A 21,100-nucleotide genomic window follows, 5' to 3' on the forward strand; every position below is an offset into this window, starting at 1 on the left:
CCCCCGCCCAGAGTGGCGCGGGTGAGGGGATTGCCATCCTGATGCCCTCCCTCTCTCCGACGATGACGGAGGGGAAGATCGTCAAGTGGCTCAAGAAGGAGGGGGACAAGGTCTCCTCCGGTGACGCCATCGCCGAGGTGGAGACGGACAAGTCCAACCTCGAGGTGGAGGCGTACGACGACGGCACGCTCGCGCGCATCACCGTGCAGGCGGGTGACATGGCCAAGGTCGGCGCGCCCATCGCGTTCCTCACGCCCAAGGGCGCCAAGGCCGGGGCCTCTGCTCCGGCGGCCGCGCCGAAGGCTCCTGCCCAGGCCCCCGCCGCCGCGGCTCCGTCCGCGCCCGCCGGGGGACAGGCCGCTCCGCCGCGCCGCGAGGCTCCTGCCTCCGGTGGCGGCCGGCTGCGTGCGAGCCCCCTGGCGAAGCGCATGGCCCAGGAGCGCGGGCTGGACATCAGCCAGGTGCGCGGCACGGGCCCGCTGGGCCGCGTGGTGAAGCGCGACGTGGAGCAGGCGCTGGGCCAGGGCCTGGCGCAGGCGCCGGCGGCGAAGAAGGCCGCGACGCAGCCGGAGGCCCGCGCCTTCGGCACGCGTCCGGAGCCGCAGGCGGTGCCCGTGTCCTCCATGCGCAAGGTGATTGCCCAGCGCATGTCGGAAGTGAAGCCCGGCGTGCCGCACTTCTACCTCACGGTGGAGGTGGAGATGGACGCCGCGGTGAAGATCCGCGAGGAGGCCAAGGCGCTGGACCTCAAGGTGTCCGTCAACGACATCATCGTGAAGGCGGCGGCCATCGCGCTGCGGCGTTCACCGAAGATGAACGTGTCGCTCCAGGGCGACCAGGTGCTGCACTACGGCACCGTGGACGTGGGCATCGCCGTCGCCATCGAGGACGGGCTGATCACGCCCATCATCCGCGACGCGGACCTCAAGGGCCTGCAGGCCATCTCCGCCGAGTCCCGCGACATGGCGGAGCGCGCCCGCAAGCGCTCGCTGAAGCCCGCCGAGTACAACGGCGGCTCGCTCACGGTGAGCAACCTGGGCATGTACGGCATCGACCAGTTCATCGCCGTCATCAACCCGCCCCAGTCCGCCATCATCGCGGTGGGCGCCGTGGCGGAGAAGGCCGTGGTGCGTGACGGCCAGCTGGCGGTGCGCAAGATGATGACGGTGACGCTGTCGGGTGACCACCGCGTCATCGACGGGGCCACCGGCGCGGAGTACCTCCGCGAGCTGAAGGGCCTGCTGGAGCACCCCTCGCGGCTGTTGTTCTAGCGGTCGAGCGGTCCGCTGGCTTCGCCCCCGTGCGACGTGCACGGGGGCGAAAGCCCGGCGAGGACTACTCCCGCGTCGGCTCGTCCGACTCGACGTCCTTCTCCAGCTTGCGCTGGGCTTCCGTCACGTCCGCCTGGTCCGCGCGCTTCGTGCCCGTCTCCAGGTCCTCCTCGTGCTCCGGGCTGCGGCCCTTGATGCCGGGCCACGGGTCCGGGCGGGTGGCCTGCACGTGCTTCACGGGCTCCAAATCCTCGTTCTTCTTGTTCGCCATGGTGCGTCACTCCTCCCCGGCGCCGGGGTGTGGGTACGACTTCCGTGGCGGTACGGTGGGATGCCCACCTCCGCGCCGCCACCCGGTGGGATGGAGGCGCGGAGCGCTTGTCTGCCTGACTCCCTTCGGACGGCGAAAAAAGGTCAGCAGGCGGTGCGGTTCGCTGCTTAACTTCTCACTCAATGAACGACGACATGACTCGCGAGCGCCTGGGACTTGGACTGCGGGAGGTGGAGCCGTCTCCGGCCCCCCTGACTCCGGTGGTGTCCCTGGCGCACTCGCTGCAGCAGGCGCTGCTCGGCGCGCTGTACCCGCTCACCGCGGAGCAGCTGGTCTGGGTGGCGCGGGAGAACGAGGCGCCCTCGCACGTGGTGTCGCTGCTGGGCACGTTGCCCCGGGGCCGTTTCCCGTCGGTGGACAGGGTGGCCCTCGCGCTCGGCAACGCCTCCGTCTGAGGTGGAGTGTGGTTTGCGACGTTCGTTTGCGGCCTGGGTACAAGGTACCCCCAGGCGCGCGGTCGGACGTGCGCGTTATCTTCGGCGGGACCAGCCTGTCTTCCGGATGAGGAAGCCATGGTCTGGAGGAGCTCCATGAACGCCTCGGACCTGCCCGCCGTGCTGTACGTGGACGACGATGCCCTCAACCTGAGGGTCTTCGACGCCAACTTCGGGCAGCGGTTTCGCATCTTCCGGTGCTCGTCCCCCAACGAGGCCCTGGCGCTGCTGGAGCAGCGGCGCGCCGAGATTGGCGTGGTGCTGTCCGACCAGCGCATGCCGGGCATGACGGGCGTGGAGCTGCTGGAGCGCGCCCGCAGCATCGCGCCGGACGCGCGGCGCATGCTGGTGACGGCGTACGCGGACATGCAGGCCGTCATCGACGCGGTGAACCGCGGCCAGGTGACGCGCTACTTCGTCAAGCCGTGGGACCGCGCGGAGCTGCTGGCGGCGCTGGAGGACGCGCTCAAGATTGCCCGGCTGGAGCTGCGCATCCGCGAAGTGGAAGGCCGGATGATGAAGTCCGAGCGTCTGGCCACGCTGGGACAGGTGACGGCGGGCATCGCGCACGAGTTGATGGGCCCGGTGGGCTACCTCACGCAGAACGTGTCGTCGCTCCAGCGCGACATGGAGCGGGTGGTGCAGTACGTGTCGCGGCACCTGCTGACGGATCCGGACGCGGAGGTGTCCTCCACCATCGAGGACCTGCCGTCGCTCATCAAGGATTTGTCCGAGGGCGCCACCCACCTGCGCGGCGTGGCCCTGGGCCTGCGCGCGCAGGCGCGCGGCGAGGACATGGAGGCGACGGCGGAGGTGGCGGAGGTCGTCTCCTTCGCGGTGAAGCTGGCGCGCGCGGAGGTGCGGGACAGGGCGCGGCTGACCAGCAGCGGCGAGCCCATCCGCATCGTCTTCGGGCCGGTGAAGCTGTGCCAGGTGCTGCTCAACCTCATCGTCAACGCGGCGCAGGCCATGGAGGGCACGGGCCGGCCGGGCCGCATCGACGTGCGGTGGGCCGCGCGTGACGAAGACGTGGTGCTGACCGTGTCCGACAACGGCTGCGGCATCCCCCTGGCGCTCCAGGAGAAGGTGTTCCAGCCGCTGTTCACCACGAAGCCCGTGGGCATCGGCACGGGGCTGGGCCTGTCCATCTGCCGCGAGCTGGTGATGCAGTTCGGCGGTCAGCTGCGCCTGTCGTCCACGCCGGGCGAGGGCACCGAAATCGAGCTCACCTTCAAGCGAGCCCCGCTCCCTTGAGCCCGAAGGCGTTGTGCAGGAGCCGCCACACCCGGTAGAGGGTGTCGCTCTCCTGCGGCCGCACGTCCCGCACCAGCAGTGCGCGCCGGGGCGCCGCCTCCGGGCCGTATTCCACTACAAGTGCGTATCCGCCCTTCGGCGGCTGGATGATGTGCACCGCGCGCACGTCGTCGAAGGGGAAGGTCTCCGTGCGCGCCGCGCCCGGGGCCCACGCGAGCGTCTCCAGGCGCAGCGACTCCGTCTTGAAGTGCAGCACGAACCTGCGCCGCCGCAGCCGCGCCTCCGTCACCAGCGCGGCCCCCACCAGGGCCCCCGCCAAGAGGAGCAGCAGGCCAGCGCCGCCCGGCGTCCGGCCCTTGTCCAGGACGAGCAGCAGCAGTCCTGCCCCGGTGCACCCGGCGGCCAGGGCCACGAAGAGCGTGGGCAACAGCCGCAGCGTCCAGGCCGGCGGCAGGGATTCCCCCACCAGCCGGCCCCCGTCGTAGAAAAGCCGCACGTCGCCCAGCCGCGGCGGCACCCGGTTCTCCCGGAGCGCGTCTTCGAAGCTCACCCGGCGAGCATAGTGGGCGCGCCTGATTCCCACCCTCGAAGTTGAACGTGAGCTGTGCGATCCTCCCAATTCATGGATCTCCCGTTCGAGACCGGTGAAGGTGAAGGGGAAGGGCGGGGGACGCTCGCCTCGAAGGTGCTGCTGGTGGATGACGAGCCGGTGGTGCTCGACATCTGCGTGCGCCTTCTGGGGCGGGAGGCGGACCTCATCGTCTCTCCCGTGGGCAGCGCGGAGGAGGCGCTCGTCCTCTTGAAGGACCAGCGCTTCGACGTGCTGGTGACGGACAAGAACCTGCCCGGCATGGGCGGGGTGGAGCTGATCGCCGAAGCGCGGCGGATGCAGCCCGCGCTGGAGGCGGTGATGATTACCGCCTACGCCAGCTCCGAGTCCGTCATCGCCGCTTTCGCCGCCGGCGCCAGCGACTACATCGTGAAGCCCTTTGACGACCTGCGGGTGCTGCGCGCGAAGGTGCGCGCCGCGCTGGAGCGCCGCTCGGAGCGGGTGCGCACGCGGGACGGCGCCCGGGAGATGGCCCGGCAGGCCGCGGCGCTGCTGGACGCTGGCCGGGATGCCCCGGAGCCCGCGCATGAGGCGCTGGAGACGGAGCTGCGCAACTACGAGCAGGCGGTGCGCATGGGCCCCGGCGGCAGCGTCGCGGTGGTGGGCAGCGCCGAGGCCGTGAAGGTGCTGCGCGACGCGGCCTTCGAGGTGGTGGAGCTGCCGCCGTACTCGCCCCAGCTGGAGACCGTGGACGTGGTGGTGGTGGAGACCGGGGACCCGCAGTGGCACACGCTGGCGGAGCGGCTTCAGGGCCGCTCTCCGGACGTGGTGCTCCTGGCCGGCGCGGACGCCGACCTGAGCGACCTGCTGGAGGCCATCACCCTGCGCATGGACCTGGTGGGCTACGGCCAGTCCAACGCCGCCCGCATCCTGCCGGAGAAGGTGCGCATGCTGCTGATGCGCCGGGGCATCCAGCGCGCCCAGCAGCGGCTCACCTCCGCCCTGGACGCCTTCCGCCAGAGCATCGCCGCCACGAACTGAAAGAGAAACGCCCGGGCCGGGAAGCCACCGGCCCGCGGCGCACGGGAGCCAGAGCGTCGTAGCCCGCAAAGCGAAACGCCCACCTTCGTTTCCGAAGGTGGGCGTCTCTGAGTGACCCTGCCGGGATTCGAACCCGAGTTTGAGCCGTGAGAGGGCTCCGTCCTAACCACTAGACGACAGGGCCGGCTTGCTTCCCTACAACCACTTCGTTTCTGCTGCTGCTTCCTACATTCTCCGTTTTGCTTCGTCAACCGGAGATTTTCAGCTGGGGAACTAGGATTCGAACCTAGATAAGCAGAGTCAGAGTCTGCTGTCCTGCCGTTAGACGATTCCCCAAGGCGCTGCGTGCTGCTCGCTGCGGTGTTGCGGGCGCTTCTACTACCGGCTTCTGCTGCTGACTTCAACTACTTCGTTTTCCTGACCGGCTTGCCTTCGTTCTTCTTCGCCGGCTTCGCCGCCCCCTGCAGCGGGACGACATAGATGCGAACCTCTTCGTTCGCTTCGTAAATATTCAGCCCCTCGAAGTTCTTCCCGGAGGGGTTGGAGATGTGCACGGCCTTGACGCCCGGCTGGTTGACGATCGACCGCCTCGGGTAGCTCGAGGTCGGGTAGACGTTCTTGTAGTAGTCGAGCGTCGCTTCGAAGTCTCGCGAAGCCCGGTACCTGTTCTCGCCCACCTTCTGGGCACCATCCGGAATCTGGGCGCCGTTCACCAGCTCGGCGCCAGAGGCCGTTGCCCAGAGGGCCAGCAGCACCGCCCCGAGCGGGCGCGCCTTATAGAAATGCGGTCTCAGGCTGTCAAGCGGTCGCGTCATCGCCGGCCAAGATAGGGCCCGGCGATGTCCGCGTCCACCGCCAATCTCACGTCCCGCGAGCGAGCGCCGCGTCGATGCGCTTGAGGGCCTCCTCGCGGCCCACGAGCAGCAGCGTCTCCCCGATGCCGGGGCTGGTGGTGTTGCCGGTGATGGCCACGCGGATGGGCTGGGCCACCTTGCCCATGCCCACCTGGGCGGCCTCGCTCACCGTCTTCACCACGCCATCCAACGGTTCCACCGTCCACGAGGGCAGGGCGGCCAGCTGCTCACGCGCCTGGCGCAGGAGGTTCAGCGAGTCCCCGCCCAGGTGCTTGGCGGCGGCCTTCTCATCCAGGGTGACGCCGCTCTTGAAGTAGATGGACGCGGTGTTCGCCATCTCGTCCAGGGTTCGCGAGCGCTCGCGCAGGGCCATCACCAGCGGCTCCAGGCGGGAATCGCCCTTCGCCTGGAAGCCGCGGGCCTCCAGGAAGGGGACCAGGCGCTCCGCGACCACGGCCGGGGGCAGCAGCTTGAACCACTGCTGGTTGAGCCACTGGAGCTTCTCCGGGTTCCACACGCCGGAGGTGCTGCCCACGCCGTCGAAGTCGAACCACTCCACCATCTGCTCGCGGGAGATGACCTCGTCGTTGCCGTGGCTCCAGCCCAGACGGATGACGAAGTTGAGCAGGGCCTCCGGCATGATGCCCGTGCGCTTGTGCAGCATCACGTCCGCTTCCGGATGCTTGCGCTTGGAGAGCTTCTCGCGGTCCGGCCCCAGGATGAGCGGCAGGTGCGCGAAGGCCGGCGGCGTCCACCCCAGCGCCTGGTAGAGCATCAGCTGCGGGAAGGTGGAGTTGACGTGCTCCTGGCCGCGCGCCACCAGGTCGATCTCCATCAGGTGGTCGTCGATGACGCAGCCGTAGTTGTAGAGGGGGATGCCGTCCGCGCGCATCATCACCCAGTCATCCAGGTCCGAGTACGCCTTGGTGATGGTGCCCAGCACCTTGTCGTCGAACGACACGGTGCCCTCACCGGAGGGCATGCGGAAGCGGATGACGGCGTCCTGCAACGTCTTGCCCGCGGGCGGCGCCTTCAGGTCGTGGCAGGTGCCCTCGTACTTGTAGGAGCCCTGGCCCTTCACCTTCTCCACGGCCTCGCGGCGCTGGGCGATCTCCTCGCGGGTGCAGTAGCACCGGAAGGCCTTGCCCTGCGCGATGAGCTGGTCCGCGTGCGCGCGGTACGTGTCCAGGCGCTGGGTCTGGAAATAGGGACCGTACTTCGGGTCCTCCTTGCCGGGGCCCTCGTCCCACTCCAGTCCCAGCCAGTTCAAACCATCCGTGATGGCCTGGACGGACTCCGGCGTGGAGCGCTCCTGGTCCGTATCTTCCATGCGCAGGACGAAGGTGCCGCCGTAGCGCTTCGCGTAGAGGTAGTTGAAGAGCGCCGTCCGGGCGCCTCCGATGTGGAGGTATCCAGTAGGTGACGGAGCGAAACGGACGCGGGGTTTTGACGGAGCCATGAGCAGGCGCGCGATAGCAGGACGGATGCACGAGGGTCAACGCAAGCCGCCCGCTTGGGGTTAGGCTGCGCGGCCAAGGAGACTTTCCATGTCGATTCGACACGCGGTTCGCATGGTGGTGCTGGCCACCCTGCTCGGAGGGCTGCCGGTGGGGGCCACCACGATGTTGAGGGCGGACCTGCCGCGGATGGCGCAGACGTCCGACACGGTGGTGCAGGGCGTCGTCCGGCGCGTCCAGAGCCGCTGGAGCGGGGACAACCGCCGCATCGTGACCGACGTGGAGATTCAAGTGACGGAGGCCCTCAAGGGGCAGCCCGGCGGCACGGTGGTCGTCACCCAGCCGGGAGGCCGGGTGGGGGACATTGGCCAGGTGGTGAGCGGGCTGGCGTCCTTCTCCGAGGGCGAGGAGGTCGTCGTCTTCCTGGAGAAGCGCGGCGCGGCCGCGTTCCAGCTGTCCGGCATGGCGCAGGGCAAGTACCAGGTGCAGCGCACGGGGCCGGGCGCCATGGCGGTGCCGGCGTCCACCGGGGACGCGGTGCTGATTGATCCGAAGACGCGCCAGGAGACGGTCTCCAACGCGAAGCCGGTGACGCTGGAGCAGCTGAAGGCCGCCGTGCGCGCCGCGGTCCAGGCGCAGCAGGCGGCGCCCGCGAAGAAGGGGGCGAAGTGATGGGCGCGCTCGCGTCGTGGGTGGTGCTGGCGGCGGTGATGGGACAGAGCTCCGCGCCCTACGTGCGCAGCCGCGTGTCCCCCGGGGACGAGTCCACGCAGTGCCTGTACTGGACCCAGTCCAAGGTCAACTGGCAGCAGAGCACCGTGGGCAACCCGAAGGCGACGAACCACACGGAGTTCGACGCCATCACCCGCTCGTTCAAGAGCTGGCAGGACATCTTCGCCTCCTGCGGCAACCTGTCGCTGGTGGAGGGCGCGCGGGTGAACAACCGGACGGTGGGCTACAGCCGCGAGGGCGGCAACATCAACCTCATCCTCTTCCGGGGCCGCGCCTGCCGCGAGGCCGTGGACCCCAGCGACGCCTGCTTCGCCCAGGACACGTGCGCGAACACCTACGACTGCTGGGATGACAGCGACGGCACCATCGCCATCACGCTCACCACGTACGACGAGCGCACGGGCGTCGTCTACGACTCGGACATCTCCTTCAACGCCGCGCGCTTCAACTTCACCACCGGCAACGGCGGGCCGTGCGGCATCGTGGCGACGCCGGACTGCGTGGACACGGACGTGCAGAACACGGCCACCCACGAGGTGGGCCACTTCGTCGGCCTGGACCACACGCTGGCGACGAACTCCACGATGAACCCCAGCGCGCCTCCGGGGGAGACGTCCAAGCGCAACATCGACTCCGGCTCGCGCAGCTTCGTGTGCGTCGCGTACCCCAAGGGCAGCGCCAGCCAGCCCTGCTTCCCGGTGCCCGGTGGAAACGGCAATGGGAACGGGGACGGTGAAGAGGGGAGCGACGGCGACGGCTGCACCGCGGCCGCGGGGGGCCTGGCGGTGCTGCCGCTGCTGGCCGCCGCGTCGCTGCTGGCGCGCCGCCGCCGGGGTGTGAAGTGAGCCGCCGCCTGCTACTCCTGGGAGTGCTGCTGTGCGCGGGAGCGGCGGGCGCGCAGCAGGACTACAAGCGCACGCTCGTGGCGGGCCGGCCGCTGTGTCTGGTGTGGCCGGGGCGTGACTACGTCTACCACCTGCACGCGGCCGGCAGCACGCGCACGCCCGGGGACACGGAGTTCGCCGCCATCGAGGCGGCCTTCGACTCGTGGCGGGCGCTGTCCGCGTCGTGCAGCGACTTCCGCTTCATCCGGGGCGAGGATTGGACGCGCCCCGTGGTGGTTGGCTACGACCGGGAACACCCCTTCGACAACTACAACGCCGTCACCTTCCGCGAGCGCAACTGCCAGGACGTCGCCCCGCCGGACGACGAGTGCTGGGAGAAGGCGACGTGCGGCAACGTCTACCAGTGCTGGGCGCACGGGGGCGCCACCATCGGGCTGACCACGTCCTCGTTCAGCTTCAAGGACGGGACGGTGGTGGACTCGGACATCGAGCTCAACGCCGCGGAGACGGAGTACGGCCCCAGCTTCCTCTTCACCACCGTGAACGGCCCGCCGTGCGTGGACGCTCCGTCCACCAGCTGCGTCGCCACGGACGTGCAGAACACGATGACGCATGAGATTGGCCACGTCGTCGGGTTGGACCATGTCTTCTCCGCGGGCTCCACCATGGAGAACACCGCCGCGCAGGGAGAGACCTCCAAGCGCGTCATCGACGCGGGCTCCGCGGCCGGCTTCTGCTCGGCCTATCCGCGCGGCCTGCCGCCCACGCAGTGCCGCATCCCGGAGGACCCGGGCCTCAAGCTGGTGGCGGACGGGAAGGGCACCGGCTGCGGCGCGTCCCCGGGAGGGCCCGCCCTGGCCGCCGTGCTGCTCTGGGGCGCGGCGCTCTTGCGCGGGAGCAGGCGGTCAGCGGCCCTGCTGGCCCGCCTCCCTGGCGCTGCCCGGCGCGGGGCCCGCGGTTGGATTCCCACCGTGGCCGTCGCCTTCTTCGACCTGGACAGGACGCTGCTCGCCGCCAACTCCGCGTCGCTCTGGGTGCGCCGCGAACTGGCGCTGGGGCACATCTCCCGCTGGGAGGCATTGCGCGCGAGCCTCCTGCTCGCCCGGTACCACCTGGGCTTCGTGGCCATGCAGGACGTGCTCCTGCGCGCCACGGCGCTGCTCCACGGCTCCGACGCGAAAGCCCTGGAGGCGCGCTCCGCGGACTTCTACGCGGAGGCCGTGCGCGGGCAGTACCGGCCCGGGGCCCTTCTGGCGCTGGAGGCCCACCGCGCGGCCGGAGACCGCCTGGTGCTGCTGACGTCGTCCTCGGGCTACCTGTCCGACCTGGTGGCGCGCGAGCTGCGCCTGGACGGCGTGCTGTGCAACCGCTTCGAGGTGGACGCGGCGGGGCTGCACACCGGACGTCCCCTGGGCGCCGTGTGCTTCGGCGAGGGCAAGCGGCTCTACGCGGAGGCCACCGCGAAGGAGGCGGGAGTGCCGCTGTCCGCATGCGCCTTCTACACGGACTCGTACTCGGACCTGCCGGTGCTGGAGGTGGTGGGGCGCCCGGTGGTGGTGAACCCGGACCACCGGCTGCGCCGCGAGGCCCGGCGGCGGGGCTGGCCGGTGGTGGACTGGGGCGTGCCTTCCGGAGGCGCCACCCCGTCCGTCCCACCGTCGCCGCCGCTCGTGCCCTCCACCGGCCCCTGAGCCGGGGCCCGGCGGTTCAGCGGCGCGGCGACACGAGCCGCATGGTGAACGTGTAGTCCACGTTCACCGGACGGCCCTGGTACTGGATGGGCTTGTAGACGCGGGACATGAGCGAGTCGAGCACCGCCTTGTCCATGTGCTGCACCATCTTCAGGACGCGGCAGTTCTCCACGCGGCCCTTGGTGGTGATGGTGCAGCGCACCGCCACGAGCCCCTCCGCCTTGGTGGCGAGCGCCTCGCGCGTGTAGGCGATGTCGCGGCCCTCCTCCACCAGCATCGGGCGCTCCATGGCGTCGTTGAAGGGGATGACGGCGTTCGGGTTGACGGGCGCGAGCGCGCCGGTCGTCAGCGACGGCACCGCGAGGCTGCCCGCCGCGCTGACGGGCGCCGCGACGGACGCACCCAGCGCGCCGGGCGCCTTGTCCGTCGTCGTGGCGGGGACGACCGCGGCGGTGGCGGCCGGAGTGGCCTGCATCATCACCGGCGCCGCCAGCCCGCCCGGCGTCACGGGGGCCACGTTCTCGAAGTCCTCGGGGGTGGAGGCGGTGGCCAGGTCCACGCGGCTCGGGCGCTCACCGCCGCCCCGGCGCTTGGTCAGCTTCTGGGACAGCACCACCTCACCGGAGCCGCCGGTGATGATGGTCTCCGTCTGGTAGCCCTCCAGCGCGAAGGTCAGCTCCGCGGTGATGCTGCCCTCGCTGCCCAGGGGCAGCTCCATCACGAAGGGCGTGACGCCCTTCTCCTTGCCCTTGTAGTAGACGCGCGCGCCGGACGGCTGGCTCATCAGCCGGAAGCGCACCTTGCCGGGCGCGGGCGCCGCCGTGGGGGCCTCCGCCGCCGGGGCCTGCGCCGTGGGGGCCTGCGCCTGGGCCGCCGGCTGCGCGGGCTTCTCCTCGGAGCTGCCGCCGCGCAGGAAGAACGCCGTGATGCCCACCAGGCCCGCGACCATCACGCCACCCAGCGCGCCCATCATGAGCGTGCGCTGGCGGGCGCGCTGCACGTCCGCGGGCACCTCCACGCTGATGTCCACCGCGAGCCCGCCGTCCGCGGGCTCCGTGTTGCCCACGTTGGCGAACAGCGCGGACGCGTAGGGGCCCGTCGTCGGCGGAGAGGGGTAGGGGCCCGTCGTGGACGCGCCCCCCAGCCGGCGGAACACGCCGCTGTTGCCGCCCGCGGCCATGTGCGCCTCGCGCAGGCCCTCGAGCAGTTCGTCCATCGTCTGGAAGCGCCGCGCGGGGTCCTTCTCCAGACAGCGGCGGACCACCATCTCGATTTCCGGGGGCACCGCCAGGTCCGGACGCACGGACTGGAACGTGGGAGGCGGTTCCTTGTAGTGGGCGAAGATGAGCTCGATGTGGTCGCGCGCGATGAAGGGCGGCCGGCCCATCAGCATCTGGAACAGCATGATGCCCAGCGAGTACACGTCGCTGCGAGCGTCCGCCACGTTGCGCGCCTGCTCCGGCGCCATGTACTGCGGCGAGCCCAGGAACGTGCCGTTCTGGGTGATTTCGGGGCTGACCGGCCCCTCCTGCTGCGGCGCCACGGACTTCACGAGGCCGAAGTCCAGGACCTTCACCAGGTCCTGATCCGCCTCGTTGAGGATCATGATGTTCGCGGGCTTCAGGTCGCGGTGGACGACGCCCAGCGCGTGCGCCTCGCGCAGCGAGCGGCACACCTGCTGCGCCACCGACACCGCGCGCGCCCAGGGCAGCGGCCCTGCCTGGCCGAGCACCTGCTGGAGCGTGCGACCCTCCAGGTACTCCATCGCGATGTAGAAGATGCCGTCGTCCGTCTGCCCGTAGTCGATGACGGTGACGGTGTTCGGGTGCCGCAGCTTCGACGTCAGCGACGCCTCGCGCAGGAAGCGCTTCTGGAAGCCGGGGTCGCGGCTGCTCGGGAAGTTGGGGTTGAGCACTTTGAGTGCGACCACCCGCTCCAGCGGTGCTTGGAGGGCGCGGTACACCTTGCCCATTCCACCCACGCCCAGGGGTTCCAGAATGCTGAAGCGGCCGTTCAACGTCCGGCCGATGAGCGGATCCGTTCCCGGGGCCTCAGGGCTCGGGGAATCGCTCTTGATCATTCGTGTCCCCTAGAAGCTGCGTGCAACATGGTTTCTCCGGCAAAAGCAGCGGATCCGTATCCAAGCACAACTCGCCGGTGTGGCGCACGCCAAGGGGGTCCGGAATCCACCACGTCGGGGCAAGAGCGACCCCGGTCGCAGGGGGGGATGTGAGTCGCGACCTTCGGGCAAGCCCGCATTGCTTTAGGCAGGGCTCCCGGTTTACGGTTTTTCTTCCTGCCCGCCATTTGGCGGGCCGAGTCATCCGATGGCCGAAACCCCCAAAGTCCCCGTTCCTCCGCAGGTGCGCCGGATCTCCGTGCAACAGCGCCTGAGCGCGCTGGAGGCGGAGCAGAACCAGCTGCGCCAGGAGCTCGTCACCTTGCAGGGAGAGGTCCGCCTGCCGGGCCTCTACCTGACCGTGGAGGCAGGCAACACGACCGCGCTCGTGCCCGCGAAGCAGGTGCAGGAGGTGGTGCGGCTGGTGGCGCTGGAGCCGCTGCCCGGCGCGCCCGCGCATGTGCCCGGATCCTTCGTGTACCGCGGCAGCCCGGCGGTGGTGGTGGACGTGGCGCGGATGATGGGCGTCAAGCGCACGCCGGATCTGGACTCGCTGCTGGTGGTGGTGGACGCGGGCCGCCTGGTGGCGCTGCTGGTGGACCGGGTGAAGGACCTGGTGGAGGCGCCGGTGCTGGTGGACGGCACGCAGGGCGGCGAGGAGAAGCTGCCCTGGGACGGCACCGGGCTGATGGCCGGGCTGTGCCGCACGCCGGAAGGGCTGCGCCCGCTCCTGCGCACCAGCGCGCTCTTGAACGGCACGGAGGGCCTGTGAGCGACGGGCTTCTCGACGACGCAACGCTGGCGAAGGTCGAGGAGGTGCTCCAGAGCGCCTGCGGCCTGACGCTCGCGAGCAGCCTGCGTCGCTCGCTGGAGCCCGCACTGTCCCGCGCGGCGCTCGCGCGCCACATGTCCGAGGCCGCCTTCCTGCGCCAGCTGCTCATCCGCGAGCCGACGGCCGTGGAGGCGTTCATCGAGCACGCCGTCATCGGCGAGACCTACTTCTTCCGCCACCCGGAGCACCTGCGCTCGCTGGCGTCGCGGGCCCGGCAGCACCAGGGCGGCCCCTTCCAGGTCTGGAGCGCGGGCTGCGCGAGCGGCGAGGAGCCCTACAGCATCGCCATGGCGCTGATGGCCGCGGGGCTGGGCAACGGCGGGCGCTTCCGCGTGCTGGCCACGGACGTGTCCGGCCGGGCGCTGCTGCGCGCGAAGGCGGCGGTGTACAGCCCCTGGTCGCTGCGGCGCATCGAGCCGGACCTGGAGAAGCGCTTCCTCGTGCCGCAGCCAGGTGCGCCGGGACAGGACGGGCAGCACGCGGTGGCCCCGGAGGTCGTGCGCACGGTGGACTTCCGCCGCCACAACCTGGCCACGGACGCGGTGCCGTCCATGGGCTTCCACGCCATCTTCTGCCGCAACGTCCTCATCTACTTCACGCCGGAGCTGGTGCGCGCGGTGCTGAGCCGGCTGGTGAGCGCGCTCGCGCCGGGCGGGCTGCTCTTCGTGTCGCCCGCGGAGGTGCCGCTCACCAACGGCATGGGCCTGGAGACGCTGGACGTGGAGGGCACCCCCGTCCTGCGCCTGCCCCTGGAGCCGTCGTGGGCCCTGGTGGAGAGCGCGTCCGCCGCCGCGCTCCGCCGGGAGACGCCGGTGCCGGGCAGCCTGCGGCTGGAGCCTCGCGCCGTGACGCCGGTGCCGGGCAGCCTGCGCGTGGAGCCCCGCCGTCCGCCGTCCGGCTCCATGCCGGCCTTCACGCCCCGGATCTCCCGGCCGGCTCCGGCCCCGGAGGCCCCTCGAGCCCCGGCTCCCACGCCCGCCGCGCGCGCGGCCCAGGACGCGGGCCTGTTGACGCGGGCGCTGGAGGCGGCGCACGCGGGCCACTTCGAGGAGGCGGAGTCGCTGGCGCGCGAGGCGGCGCGGGCGCTGTCCCCGGAGGCCTACCTGCTCCTGGCGATGGTGGCCGAATCGCGGAACGATCTGGACGCGGCGGTGGAGGCGGTGCGCAAGGCGTTGTACCTGGAGCCGCAGCTGGCGCTGGGACATGCGACGCTGGTGGCGCTCTACAGCCGCCTGGACCGGCGCGAGGACGCGGAGCGCGCGCGGCAGAACGCGCTCCGTGCGTTGGATGGATTGGATGACGAGCACCCGCTGCGAGGCGTGGAGATGATGACTGCGGGAGGCTTGCGGCAGGCGCTGGCCCCCCGCTCTTCGCAGATGGGCTGGCAGGGCGCGCGCTGAAATGCTGGAGCGCGCCGGTACACGTGAGGTGGGGACAACGTGGAAGCGAAAGGTTTGAAGGTGGCGTCGCCTGAAGGGTCGGCTTCGACCAGGCTCAGCCTGCGGACGAAGATCCTCGGGGGCACGGGCATCTTCGGCATCGTGCTGGTCGGCATCCTGACCGTCGCGTTCTGGATGCAGATGAGCGACAGCCTGCTGGATGAGCTCACCAAGCGCGCGCGCGCGGTGAGCATCGGCATGGCGTTCGCCGTGGCCCCGTCCGCGGCGTCGAGCGACGCGGCCATGCTCCAGGCGGGCACCGACGCCGCCCTCAAGAGCGTGGCGGACCTCGCGTACATCGTGATCCGCGACGCCAGCGGCAAGGTGCTGGCGCGCTCCGCGAGTGAGCACTTCACCACCGCCGCCGCCGTGGAGCCCGCGGACGGCGATGGGGTGGTGGACCGCCTGTTGACGGTGGGCACGCTGCCCGTGGTGGAGACGACGGCGCCCATCGTCTTCGGCACGCCGGGTGGAACGCTCAAGCGCGTGGGCACCGTGCAGCTGGCGCTGGACCGCGAGGCGCTGGCGGACTCGCTGTCCTCCAGCACCTGGCGCACGGCGGGCCTGGGCATCCTGGTGCTGGTGCTGGGCCTCTTGGCGGCGGCCGGCATGGCCAGCCTCTTCATCGTGCCGCTGGAGCGGCTGGCCCGCGCGGCGGTGGGCATCGCGGCGGGGGACCTGCGCCAGCAGATCGACACCACCGGCACGGACGAGATTGGCGAACTGGCGAGCAGCTTCGCCACCATGGCGGACGCGCTGGTGCACCTGCTGCACGACCTGCGCGGCGCGGCCACGGACCTGGAGCACGAGGCCGCGGGCGTGCTGGCCACGTCCACCCAGCAGTCCGCGATGGCGCACCAGCAGGCGTCCGCCATCAACGAGACGAGCACCACGGTGGCGGAGATCGCCCAGACCTCCAAGCAGGCCACGTCCTACGCGGACGCGGTCATCGCGCAGACGCAGAAGTCGGAGTCGCTCAGCACGCAGGGACAGAAGGTCGTCACCGAGAGCGTGGAGGGCATGGAGAAGCTGGGCGAGCAGGTGAAGGCCATTGCCCTGGCCATCACCGACCTGAACGAGCGCACGCTGCAGATCAGCGACATCATCGGTCAGGTGAAGGACGTGGCGGAGCAGTCCAACCTGCTGGCCCTCAACGCCTCCATCGAGGCGGCGAAGGCGGGCGAGCACGGACGCGGCTTCGCCGTGGTGGCCACGGAGATGCGCACGCTGGCGGAGCAGTCCCGCATGGCGGCGGACCAGGTGCGCGTGCTCCTGGGTGAGGTGCAGAAGGGCACCCGCGTGGCCGTGACGACGACGGACGAGGGCAGCCGGCGGGCGCAGGCGGCCATGGAGATGGCGCGCGCCGCGGGCTCCACCATCCTGGGACTTTCGGAGGTCATCCGCGAGTCTTCGGGGGCGGCGCGGCAGATTGCCGGCAACACGCGGCAGCAGACCATTGGCGTGGAGCAGATCGCCACGGCGATGGGCGAGCTGACGTCCGCCATGAGTGATTCAGTGGAGGGCACGCGGCGCATCGAGCAGGTGGCCGGCAACCTCTCCATCTTGTCGAAGCGCTTCTCTGAACTTGTAGGCAGGTACCAGCTATGAACAGCAACGTGACGGGTGGGGCACGCAAGGCGGCGAAGGTGCTCATCGTGGAGGACACGAAGACCATCACCAACCTCCTGCAGGTCTACCTGATGGGGTGGGGGCTGGACTTCATGGACGCGCCCAACGGCGCGGTGGGACTGAAGCGGGCGCGTGAGCAGAAGCCGGACCTCATCATCTCCGACGTGCAGATGCCGGAGATGGACGGCTTCGCGCTGTGCGCGGCCATCCGGGGCGACCCGAAGCTGCACGACACGCCCTTCATGCTGCTCACGTCGCTGAAGGACGACGCGAGCCGGCAGAAGGGCAAGCTCGTGGGCGCGAGCGCGTTCCTCAACAAGCCGGTGTCCGTGGACGACCTGCGCTCCAAGGTGCGGGACATCCTCAAGCTGCCGGCCACGAAGTACTGAGCTCCGTCCGTCCATGGCCAACGAAGAACGCAAGTTCCAACCCATCGACTTCGACGAGCTGAAGGCCTCGCTCGACGCGGCCCAGATGCTGCTTGAAGGCGCCACCGTGGTGAGCGCCCACAAGCGGCGCGAGGTGCTGCACCAGCGCGCGGTGGCGCTGGCGAACTCGCGCCATGAGACGCGCCAGGAGGTCGTCACGGTGCTCGCCTTCCACGTGGGCGGCGAGCGCTACGCGGTGAAGATCGACGCGGTGGACCACGTGCTGGAGTCGCGCGGGATGTGCTCGCTGCCGGGGGCGCCGCGCCACGTGCTGGGGGCGCTGCTGTCGCGCTCGCGCATCGTGCCGGTGCTGGACCTGCGGCAGCTGTTGGGGCTGGAGGGCGGGGGCATGTCCGACCTGAGCAAGGTCGTGGTGGTGGAAGTGGAGGACGAGGCGTTCGGGCTGGCGGCGGAGGTCGTGGACGGACGGCTGGAGTTGCCGCGCGCGGAGCTGTCCCAGCCGCCGCCGGGCCCGTTCCTGCACCTGACACCGGACCGGCTCACGGTGCTGGACCTCACACAGCTGGGCAACCCGGCGGCCGCACGGCGCGGCTAGAGGGGACTGGGTTTCATGGATCCGCAGTTGCTGCGCAGCATCTGGCCGGTGTTCGCCGCGGAGACGCGCGAGCAGATTCAGGCCATCGGGTCGAAGGTGCTGGGGCTGGAGCAGCCCGCCAGCGCCCGCGACGCGGACCTGCTGCCGTCGCTCAAGCGCGTGGTGCACAGCCTCAAGGGCTCCGCGGCGAGCCTGGGGCTGGACGACATCGAACGCATCGTCCACGCCATCGAGGACGGGCTGTCCCACGTCGACGTGGACCAGCCCATCTCCCGCGGCGCCGTGGAGGCGATGCTCCGGGGCCTGTCCGCCATCGAGAACGCCATCAACCGGGGTGACGCGGGCGAACAGCCCGTGGTGGACGGCGTGGCCTCGCTGCTCAAGGCCCTGGGCCACGAGGAGCCGGCCGCCTCCGGGGCCGACGACGCCGCGGGCTCCGGCCCGCTGGGCGAGGACGGGCTCAAGGCGCTGACGGCGCTGGAGGAGGCGCTGAGCACGCTGGTGTCCCCCAAGGTGGAGGACCGGGCGGGCGCGGTGCGCGCGGCGGTGGACCAGGCGCACGCCCTGCGCCAGGCCGCGGAGGCCGTCAACGCGGAGGCGGTGGCCGCGCTGGCGGAGGCCGCGGCGCTGGGCTTCACGCGCATGGAGGAGGGCGGCGACGCGGCGGGGCAGGCGGCGTCGGAGGTGGCGGGCGCGCTGGTGGACCTGCGCTCGGCGCTGAGCGTGGCGGAGGACGCGGGAGCGGCCCATGAGCCCGCGCCCGTGAAGCCCGTGCCGGCCGCTCCCACCGCGAAGCCCGCGGCCCGCGCGGTGGCGGCTCCGGAGGGCCGCGCCGGCTCGGTGGACCGCGCGGTGCGCGTGTCGGTGAAGACGCTGGATTCGCTGGCGCTCCAGGTGGAGCACCTGGTGTCGGGGCGGGCGCAGCAGGGGCGGCGGACGGAGGGCTTCCGCTCGCTGACGGATCAGGCGCACGAGGTGCTGCTGCACCTGGAGCGCGCCGCGTCCCAGCTGGCCATGTCCGGCGGAGGCTCCGCGCTGGAGCCGCTGCGCACGGGCGTGGGCCTGATGCGCATGATGCAGAAGCGCCTCCTGGAGCAGGCCAAGGAGTCGCACCGCGACGGCGAGCAGCAGGCGCTGGTGGCGCAGGTCATCCGCGACGACCTGCGCGACCTGCGCATGGTGCCGGCCTCGCAGGTGCTGGAGCCGCTGCGGCGCACGGTGCGCGAGACGGCGTCCCGGCTGGGCAAGGAGGTGGCGCTGGAGCTGGGCGGCACCGACGTGCGGCTCGACCGGCGCATCGTGGACGCGCTGAAGGATCCGCTGGTGCACCTGGTGCGCAACGCCATCGACCACGGGCTGGAGATGCCCGCGGTGCGCAGGGCGGCGGGCAAGCAGGAGACGGGCCGGCTGGTGGTTCGGGTGGAGGCGCGGGGCACGCGCATTGGCGTCATCGTGGAGGATGACGGCGCGGGCCTGGACCCGGTGCGCGTGCGCGCGACGGCGGTGCGCCGGGGCCTGATGAACCAGGAGGCGGCGGACAAGCTGTCGGACGCGCAGGCCGCGCGGCTCATCTTCCAGCCGGGCTTCTCCACGCGCGACGAGGTGACGTCCACGTCAGGCCGTGGCGTGGGCCTGGACGTGGTGCTGGCCACCGCGCAGCGGCTGCAGGGCAGCGTGGACGTGGAGTACACCCCGGGCAGGGGCACGCGCTTCATCGTGGACCTGCCGCTGACGCTGGCCGCGGCGCTGGGCCTGCTGGTGCGCACCGGCACCACCATCACCGCCATCCCCTCCGACACCGTGAAGCGCGTGCTGCGGCTGGACGCGGACGACGTGGGCACGGTGGCCGGGCGCGTGGTGGCGCGGCTGGACGGCGAGCAGCTGACGTTCCTGTCGCTGTCGGAGGCCATCGGGCTGCCGCGCATGCCGCTGGCGCTGGAGTCGGGCCGGCGGCAGACGGCGGTGCTGCTGTCCCTGGGTGAGGAGCGCGTGCTGTACGCCATCGACGAGGTGGTGGGGCAGCAGGAGCTGGTGGTGCGCTCGCTGGGCAAGCACCTGCGGGACGTCACGCACCTTGCGGGCGCGGCGGTGCTGGACGACGGCCGCGTGGTGCCGGTGCTCAACGCGCCGGAGCTGTTGCGCGCGGCCAAGCCGGACACGCGCGCGGCCTCGGGTGAATCCAAGCTGCCGCGCATCCTGGTCTGCGACGACTCGCTCACCACGCGCTTCGCGATGAAGTCCCTGCTGGAGATCGCCGGCTACCCGGTGGTGACGGCGTCCGACGGCGAGGAGGCGTGGCAGGTGCTGGAGCGCGTGCACTGCCACCTGGTGGTCAGCGACTGGCAGATGCCCCGGCTGGACGGCGTGGGCCTGGCCCGGCGCATCAAGGGCCACCCCATGTTCCGGCGCACGCCCATCATCCTGGTCACGTCGCTGGACAGCAACGAGGACCGCGCGGCCGGCCTGGAGGCGGGCGCGGACGGCTACCTCGTCAAGCGCGAGGTGGAGCGCGGCAAGCTCCTGGAGCTCGTGCGCCAGCTGCTGCCCAGCTGAAGCAGCAGGGCTGGCTGGAGACGCCCGTCCCTACCGGTGGGCAGGGACGGGGAAGGCGTCATCCCCTGGCACCACCAGGGTGACCTCCAGCCGGGGCTCCACGGCCACGGCCAGCGTGCCTCCCAGGCGCCTCGCGAGCTGCCGGAGCACGGCCTCCGTGCGCGCCGTCAGGGCCGCGCCAGGGCACGCCCGGACGCGCAGCAGCCAGTGGGAGGCCTCCGGGGCCGGCCCCAGGTGGACGTCCACGGCCACGGCGCCCACGGTGCCCTTCGCCAGGGTGCGCGCCAAAAGCTCCCAGTCCGCCCGGGCGCCGCGCACCGGCACGGTCCGCTCGGCGGGCAGTGACAGGGTGGGGGCGGCGCGGCCCTGCCTGGGCGCGAAGGCGTGCGTCAGCACCGGGCGCAGGTCGTCCAGGCCCGGCGCGGGCGGCGACAGGCGCCGGTCGATGAGCTCCTTCTGATCCGCGGCGACCTTGGCGATCCGCTCCAGGTAGCGCTGCGCCTGCGCGCCCAGCGGTCCCCCGGTGCCCTTGATCATCATGTCCACGTAGCCCTTGATGACCATCAGGGGCGTGCGCAGGTCGTGCGCCGCGCGGGAGCGCCGCTTGTCCTGCATGGCGACGGTGCGCTCCAGGCGCAGCTTTTCTTCCAGCAGCCGGGCCTGCCGGGCGCCCTGGGCCACCTCGCGCGCATGCGCGGCGAGCAGCGCCGGAGCGAACGCGCTGAAGCGCGCCACCACGCTGCGCTGCGACGTCGTCAGCGGCGCGGGCCATACCTCCAAGATAGAGGGCCGCTTCGTGCCTTCCGCGCGACGGGCGGGGACGTTCCCCACCATCATCACGCACACGCGTCCTTCATAGAGGGCCGCGCCGGTCGCTCCGGTCAGCCGCAAGGACGCCTTCAGGAGAGCCTCCAGGCCCGCGCGCGGTCCTCCGCGCAGCGCCTGCTCGGCCACCGCCGTCAGCGTCGTTTCCATCCTGGCATCGAGGTCGTCCTCGATGCGCCGCCCCATCCAAGCCCCAGCCCGCACGCGCCAAGGAATGGCCATGCCCGTCAAGAGGCGCAACGGCTCCACCAGGGAGCAC

Annotated in this window: 19 protein-coding genes and 2 tRNA genes; 13 read left to right on the forward strand and 8 right to left on the reverse strand. The window is 71.3% G+C overall.

Features of this window, described 5'->3' with window-relative positions:
- The coding region (locus tag D7X55_RS07420; RefSeq protein ID WP_233609670.1) for a pyruvate dehydrogenase complex dihydrolipoamide acetyltransferase at positions 1–1,271 on the forward strand (1,271 nt) is incomplete at its 5' end.
- A gap of 64 nt (positions 1,272–1,335) precedes the next feature.
- On the opposite strand, the gene D7X55_RS07425 is transcribed toward D7X55_RS07420, so the two are convergent.
- A complete protein-coding gene (locus D7X55_RS07425) occupies positions 1,336–1,542 on the reverse strand; it encodes a hypothetical protein (RefSeq protein WP_120546761.1) in 207 nt (68 codons plus the stop codon).
- A 194-nt stretch (positions 1,543–1,736) separates the two neighbouring features.
- Between D7X55_RS07425 and D7X55_RS07430 the strand changes: the two genes are divergently transcribed.
- Positions 1,737–1,997 (forward strand): DUF2795 domain-containing protein, encoded by a 261-nt coding sequence (locus D7X55_RS07430; protein WP_233609674.1) that lies wholly within the window; start codon positions 1,737–1,739, stop codon positions 1,995–1,997.
- Positions 1,998–2,132: 135 nt separating this feature from the next.
- Entirely contained in the window at positions 2,133–3,290 is a 1,158-nt protein-coding gene (locus tag D7X55_RS07435; RefSeq protein ID WP_120546759.1) for a sensor histidine kinase, read from the forward strand.
- On the opposite strand, the gene D7X55_RS07440 is transcribed toward D7X55_RS07435, so the two are convergent.
- On the reverse strand, positions 3,268–3,840 hold the full coding sequence (locus D7X55_RS07440) for a hypothetical protein (protein WP_233609676.1): 573 nt from the start codon (positions 3,838–3,840) through the stop codon (positions 3,268–3,270). The genes D7X55_RS07435 and D7X55_RS07440 overlap by 23 nt on opposite strands.
- Positions 3,841–3,912: 72 nt before the next feature.
- On the opposite strand from D7X55_RS07440, the gene D7X55_RS07445 reads away from it, so the two are divergent.
- Positions 3,913–4,881 carry a response regulator gene (locus tag D7X55_RS07445; RefSeq protein WP_199746891.1) on the forward strand — a complete coding sequence of 323 codons (969 nt, stop codon included), beginning with the start codon at positions 3,913–3,915 and terminating at the stop codon, positions 4,879–4,881.
- A gap of 112 nt (positions 4,882–4,993) precedes the next feature.
- On the opposite strand, the gene D7X55_RS07450 is transcribed toward D7X55_RS07445, so the two are convergent.
- The 4 genes from D7X55_RS07450 to gltX form a co-directional block, all read right to left on the reverse strand.
- Positions 4,994–5,065, reverse strand: a tRNA-Glu gene (locus tag D7X55_RS07450).
- Positions 5,066–5,146: 81 nt separating this feature from the next.
- Positions 5,147–5,217, reverse strand: a tRNA-Gln gene (locus D7X55_RS07455).
- Between the two features lie 68 nt (positions 5,218–5,285).
- Positions 5,286–5,696 carry a hypothetical protein gene (locus D7X55_RS07460; RefSeq protein WP_014398160.1) on the reverse strand — a complete coding sequence of 137 codons (411 nt, stop codon included), beginning with the start codon at positions 5,694–5,696 and terminating at the stop codon, positions 5,286–5,288.
- A gap of 46 nt (positions 5,697–5,742) precedes the next feature.
- The gene (gene gltX / locus D7X55_RS07465) at positions 5,743–7,194 is read right to left on the reverse strand and encodes a glutamate--tRNA ligase (RefSeq protein ID WP_121722646.1); all 1,452 of its coding nucleotides are present in this window, start codon (positions 7,192–7,194) and stop codon (positions 5,743–5,745) included.
- An 88-nt stretch (positions 7,195–7,282) separates the two neighbouring features.
- Here gltX and D7X55_RS07470 point away from each other — a divergent pair, with 88 nt between their 5' ends.
- The 3 genes from D7X55_RS07470 to D7X55_RS45635 are packed head-to-tail and all read left to right on the forward strand — an operon-like array spanning position 7,283 to position 10,460.
- Positions 7,283–7,864, forward strand: coding sequence for a hypothetical protein (locus D7X55_RS07470; RefSeq protein WP_120546755.1), 582 nt, complete (start codon positions 7,283–7,285; stop codon positions 7,862–7,864).
- On the forward strand, positions 7,864–8,769 hold the full coding sequence (locus D7X55_RS07475) for a myxosortase-dependent metalloprotease, MXAN_2677/MXAN_2678 family (RefSeq protein ID WP_121722647.1): 906 nt from the start codon (positions 7,864–7,866) through the stop codon (positions 8,767–8,769). The genes D7X55_RS07470 and D7X55_RS07475 overlap by 1 nt, the downstream gene beginning before the upstream one ends.
- The gene (locus D7X55_RS45635; protein ID WP_306437714.1) at positions 8,766–10,460 is read left to right on the forward strand and encodes a myxosortase-dependent metalloprotease, MXAN_2677/MXAN_2678 family; all 1,695 of its coding nucleotides are present in this window, start codon (positions 8,766–8,768) and stop codon (positions 10,458–10,460) included. The genes D7X55_RS07475 and D7X55_RS45635 overlap by 4 nt, the downstream gene beginning before the upstream one ends.
- 16 nt (positions 10,461–10,476) lie before the next feature.
- Here D7X55_RS45635 and D7X55_RS07490 read toward each other — a convergent pair whose 3' ends face one another.
- Positions 10,477–12,540 (reverse strand): TonB family protein, encoded by a 2,064-nt coding sequence (locus tag D7X55_RS07490; RefSeq protein ID WP_121722648.1) that lies wholly within the window; start codon positions 12,538–12,540, stop codon positions 10,477–10,479.
- A 247-nt stretch (positions 12,541–12,787) separates the two neighbouring features.
- Here D7X55_RS07490 and D7X55_RS07495 point away from each other — a divergent pair, with 247 nt between their 5' ends.
- The 6 genes from D7X55_RS07495 to D7X55_RS07520 are packed head-to-tail and all read left to right on the forward strand — an operon-like array spanning position 12,788 to position 20,016.
- Positions 12,788–13,351, forward strand: a complete 564-nt coding sequence (locus tag D7X55_RS07495) for a chemotaxis protein CheW (protein ID WP_120546750.1) — start codon at positions 12,788–12,790, stop codon at positions 13,349–13,351.
- Positions 13,348–14,811, forward strand: a complete 1,464-nt coding sequence (locus D7X55_RS07500; RefSeq protein ID WP_121722649.1) for a protein-glutamate O-methyltransferase CheR — start codon at positions 13,348–13,350, stop codon at positions 14,809–14,811. Before D7X55_RS07495 ends, D7X55_RS07500 begins: the two co-directional genes overlap by 4 nt.
- A gap of 39 nt (positions 14,812–14,850) precedes the next feature.
- On the forward strand, positions 14,851–16,458 hold the full coding sequence (locus D7X55_RS07505) for a methyl-accepting chemotaxis protein (protein WP_120546748.1): 1,608 nt from the start codon (positions 14,851–14,853) through the stop codon (positions 16,456–16,458).
- Positions 16,455–16,868, forward strand: coding sequence for a two-component system response regulator (locus D7X55_RS07510; protein WP_120546747.1), 414 nt, complete (start codon positions 16,455–16,457; stop codon positions 16,866–16,868). The genes D7X55_RS07505 and D7X55_RS07510 overlap by 4 nt, the downstream gene beginning before the upstream one ends.
- A 13-nt stretch (positions 16,869–16,881) precedes the next feature.
- Positions 16,882–17,463, forward strand: coding sequence for a chemotaxis protein CheW (locus D7X55_RS07515; protein WP_120546746.1), 582 nt, complete (start codon positions 16,882–16,884; stop codon positions 17,461–17,463).
- Positions 17,464–17,478: 15 nt separating this feature from the next.
- Positions 17,479–20,016, forward strand: a complete 2,538-nt coding sequence (locus D7X55_RS07520) for a response regulator (RefSeq protein WP_120546745.1) — start codon at positions 17,479–17,481, stop codon at positions 20,014–20,016.
- A gap of 30 nt (positions 20,017–20,046) precedes the next feature.
- Here D7X55_RS07520 and D7X55_RS07525 read toward each other — a convergent pair whose 3' ends face one another.
- The gene (locus D7X55_RS07525) at positions 20,047–20,991 is read right to left on the reverse strand and encodes a histidine kinase dimerization/phospho-acceptor domain-containing protein (RefSeq protein WP_233609678.1); all 945 of its coding nucleotides are present in this window, start codon (positions 20,989–20,991) and stop codon (positions 20,047–20,049) included.
- Positions 20,992–21,100: the final 109 nt, after the last annotated feature.

Origin of the sequence: Corallococcus sp. AB049A (assembly GCF_003668885.1) — a bacterium.
In the GTDB taxonomy this organism is placed as follows: domain Bacteria; phylum Myxococcota; class Myxococcia; order Myxococcales; family Myxococcaceae; genus Corallococcus; species Corallococcus interemptor.